We start from the raw sequence: 4,237 nt of genomic DNA, 5'->3' as shown, positions 1-4,237 counted from the left end.
GAATCTGCATTCGGTGCCGTTCGCGGAGCGCGGCCTGGCCGACTTCGGCCGACCCGGCAATTACCTGGAACGCCAGATCAGCCGCTGGGGCAAGCAGTACCAGGCCTCGGTGACGCAGCCCATCCCCGAGATGGACGCGCTTCTGGCCTGGTTGCCGTCGCACATCCCGGCCAGCGGGCGTGACGACAAGGCCTGCATCGTGCACGGCGACTTCCGGCTCGACAACATGCTGTTCCACCCGACCGAACCGCGCATCCTCGCCGTGCTGGACTGGGAACTGTCGACGCTGGGCCATCCCTTCGCCGACTTTTCTTACCACTGCATGAGCTGGCACATCCCGCCCGGCCAGTTCCGCGGCCTCGCCGGCCTCGACCTGCCGGCCGTGGGCATTCCGACCCAGCAGGAATACATCGCCCGCTACGCCGAACGCACCGGCAAGACGATACGGCTGCAAGACTTCAATTTCTATCTCGCCTTCAATATGTTCCGCCTCACCAGCATCATGCAAGGCATCATGAAGCGCCACGCCGACGGCACGGCCGCCAGCGCCCAGGCGCTGGAATCGGGCCGGATGGCGCGGCCGATGGCCGAACTGGGCTGGAGCTACGCCAGCGGCAAGCCGATCTGACGCGTTCCGCCGGCCGGCTGTGGCGGGCGCGTCACAACGCGCCGCCGGCGCCGCCCTCGGCGACCTGCCGGGCTTTCTGAAATGGCGGCGCTGGTCTACTATCGGTCTGCGGCCCGCAGGGCCATTACCGGGAATCCCTAGTGCCAGAACCGCTACCAGTGCGCCAGAAACTGCCCTCCATCCGCTCACAGATCGCCCTGCTGGTGCTGGCGTGCGCGCTGCCGACGGCGATCGGCTTCGGCGCGCTGGTGCAGCAGTTCTACCAGCGCGAACGGACCCAGCTGACCGAAGATGTGCTGCAATCGGCGCGCGGCCTGGCGGCGGCCGTCGACCGCGACCTGGTCCAGGGTGAAAGCGCGGCCGAAGGCCTGGCCACGGCCGGCAGCCTGCGCAACGGCGACCTGGCCACCTTCCAGCTGCGCGCCGCCACGCTGCTGCTGCCCCAATTCCCCATCAGCGCCTTCGTGCTCAGCGATATCGACGGCACCCGCCTGCTGGCCATCGGCCCCGGCGTGCCGCCGGCGCCGGCGCCGCGCCTGAACCGCGCGCGCTGGCAGCCGATGCTCGATAGCGGCAAGGCCGCCCTGTCGTCGCTGCCCGGCCCGGCCGCCACCGCCACGGCGGCACCAGCGGCGACACCGGCCACCCCAGCCGCGCCATCCATGCCGGCCGCGTTGCTGACGATAGACGTGCCGGTCGTCATCGACGGCCGCCTGCGCTACGTGCTCAGCGCCATCTTCAAGCCGGACCGGCTGTCGCGCCTGATCGCCGAACAGCATTTGCTGGCGCGCTATCCGGTCACCGTCTACGACGCCGGCGACCTCGCCGTGGCCGTCAGCGCCGGCGCGGCGCAGCGCATCGGCCAGGGCGCCGACGCCCAGCTGCGCGCCGAGCTGCACGCGCGCGGCGAAGCGCTGCTCGAAACCACGGCCGCCGACGGCACGCCCATCTTCCTCGGCTACAGCCGCGCCGCCGTCAGCGGCGCCGCCGTCACCATCGCGATGCCGCAGGCGCTGGCGCTGGAGGAGCTGCTGCGCTCGGTCTCCCTGATCGCCGCGATGGTGGCGCTGGTGCTGCTGGCCGGCTTTTCGCTGGCCTGGCGGATGGGCGGACGCATCGCCCGCTCGATCCGCGCGCTGACGGTGCCGGCGCGGGCCCTGGCCAGCGGCCAGGCCTATGCCCTGGAAGCGATGAGTTTCGCCGAGGCCGAGGCGGTGGCCGACGGCTTCCTGGCCTTGCAGGCCGACCTGCGCGGCCACCGCGGCCAGCTCGAAACGCTGGTGGCCGAACGCACCGGCCAGATGCAAAAGTCGCGCAGCCAGCTCGAACACCTGTATGCCACCACGCCAGCCGGCCTGAGCCTGGTCGACACGGAATTGCGGGTGCTGCGCGTCAACGACTACCTGGGCGCCATCCACGGCCGCACGGTGACGGCCCACCTGGGCCACAATATCGGCGAGCTGATCGACGACCCCCAGCTGCGCGCCGGCGTGCTGGCCGGCTACCGCCAGGTGCTCAACACGGGCCTGTCAGTCCAGGGCCTGGAGTTGAGCGGGCGCTCGGCCGCCGCGCCGCGCCAGCTGTCGCACTGGATCGCCAGCTACCACCCGCTGTTCGACGCCGACGGCCGCCTCAGCGCCATCACCGGCCTGCTGCTCGACGTCAGCGCCCAGCGCCAGGGCCAGGCCGAGCTGCGCCAGTCCAAGCAGCTGTTCAAGTCGGTGGTCGAAAACATGCCGGCCATGATCTTCGTCAAGCGCTCCGGCGACTTGCGCTACGAGCTGTTCAACCGCCACGCCGAACAGCTGATGGGCCAGCTGCCCGGCGCCGTGCTGGGCAAGAGCGACGCCGATTTCGTGCCGGCCGAGCAGGCCGCCGCCTTCAACGAGGCCGACCGCCGCGTGCTGGCCTCGGGCGAGATCGTCGAAATCGCGCAAGAGCAGATCACCACGGCGCACGGCGAAACCCGCTACCTCACCACGCGCAAGGTGGCGCTGCGCGACGAGGACGGCGTCGCCACCCACCTGCTGGGCATGTCCTTCGACATCACCGAGCGCATCCGCGCCGACGAGGTGCTGCTGGCCACCACCGAGCGCCTGGCGCAGAGCGAGCGCTTCATCCGCACCATCACCGACAACCTGCCCGGCATGGTGGCCTACTGGGACGCCGGCCTGCGCTGCCGCTTCGCCAACCGCTATTTCCTCGAGTGGCATGGCAAGAACACGGCGCAAATCCTCGGCGGCGCCATGCTCGACGTGCTGGGCCCGGAGCAGATGGCGGCCAACGCGGTCCACGTCGAGGGCGCGCTGGCCGGCCGCGCCCAGGGCTTCGAGGGCGAGCTGCTGTGGCCGTCCGGCGCCGTCAGCTACACCTGGATCAACTATATTCCCGACTTCGACGAGGCCGGCGCCGTGCGCGGTTTCTTCGTGCTGGTGTCGGACGTGTCGGAATTGAAGGAGACGGAATTGCATTTGCAGCGGCTCAACGAAGAACTGGTCGCGGCCCGCGACAAGGCCGAGGCGGCCAGCCGCGCCAAGAGCGAGTTCGTGGCCAATATGAGCCATGAAATCCGCACCCCCATGAACGCCATCATCGGCCTGGCCCGCCTGCTCGAAGACGCGCCGCTGGAACGGCGCGAACGCAGCTACCTGGCCAAGATCCAGCTGGCCACGCAGTCGCTGCTGGCCATCGTCAACGACGTGCTCGCCTTTTCCCGCATCGAGGCCGGCCAGCTGGTGCTGGAACAGTCGCGCTTCAACCTCGACCACATCCTCAACAGCTGCGCCGTGCTGCTCGCCGGCAGCGCCTGGGACAAGGGCGTCGAGCCGCTCTACGCCATCGCCGCCGACGCGCCGCTGGAACTGGTGGGCGACGCCATGCGCCTGCAACAGGTGCTGCTCAACCTGCTCGGCAACGCCATCAAGTTCACGCCGTCCGGCGAAGTCGAGCTGGCCGTCGCCGTGGCCGCGCGCGACGCCGCCGGCATCACCCTGGAATTCGCCGTGCGCGACACCGGCATCGGCATCTCGGAGCAGCAGCTGGACACCATCTTCGACGCCTTCGCCCAGGGCGACAGCAGCACCAGCCGCCAGTACGGCGGCAACGGCCTGGGCCTGGCGATCAGCCGCCGCCTGGTGGCCCTGATGGGCGGCGCCATCGCCGTGCGCAGCGTGCCGGGCCAGGGTTCCACCTTCAGTTTCAGTTGCCGCTTTGCGCGCGCCGCCGGCGGCGACGCCGGCCCGCGCCCGTCCGGCGCCGCGGCCGCGCCGCTGGTGCTGCTGATCGTCGACGACAATGCCAGCGTGCGCGCGGCGCTGCACGCGGCCTGCGTCGGCCTGGGCTGGCAGGCCGACTGCGCCGCCGACGGCGCCGCGGCGCTGGAACTGCTGCGCCTGCACAGCGGCGCCGGCCGCTACGACCTGATGCTGCTCGACAGCGCCATGCCGCGCCTGGACGGCCCGGCCCTGCTGGTGCTGGCGCGCGGCGAGGCCGGCCTGCGCCTGCCGCCGGTGCTGCTGATGGCGCCCGACCACGGCGGCGTCGACCCGGCCCAGCTGGCCGAGAGCATGGGCGCGGCCGGCTTCCTGGCCAAGCCGGCCACGCCGGCGC

General features: G+C 71.0%; 2 protein-coding genes. Both read left to right on the top strand.

What is annotated here, in order from left to right; all coding sequences use genetic code 11:
- On the top strand, positions 1–628 hold a 628-nt coding region (locus Q0S71_RS06970), incomplete at its 5' end, for a phosphotransferase family protein (RefSeq protein ID WP_295993351.1).
- Positions 629–786: 158 nt separating this feature from the next.
- Positions 787–4,237 (top strand): PAS domain-containing protein (locus Q0S71_RS06965; protein WP_295993348.1); only part of this gene is annotated, 3,451 nt, incomplete at its 3' end.

It is taken from the genome of Rugamonas sp. (assembly GCF_025354735.1).
GTDB lineage: Bacteria > Pseudomonadota > Gammaproteobacteria > Burkholderiales > Burkholderiaceae_D > Rugamonas.
The sequence above is the reverse complement of the archived record's forward strand: the minus strand, read 5'-3'. Positions and strand labels throughout refer to the sequence as shown.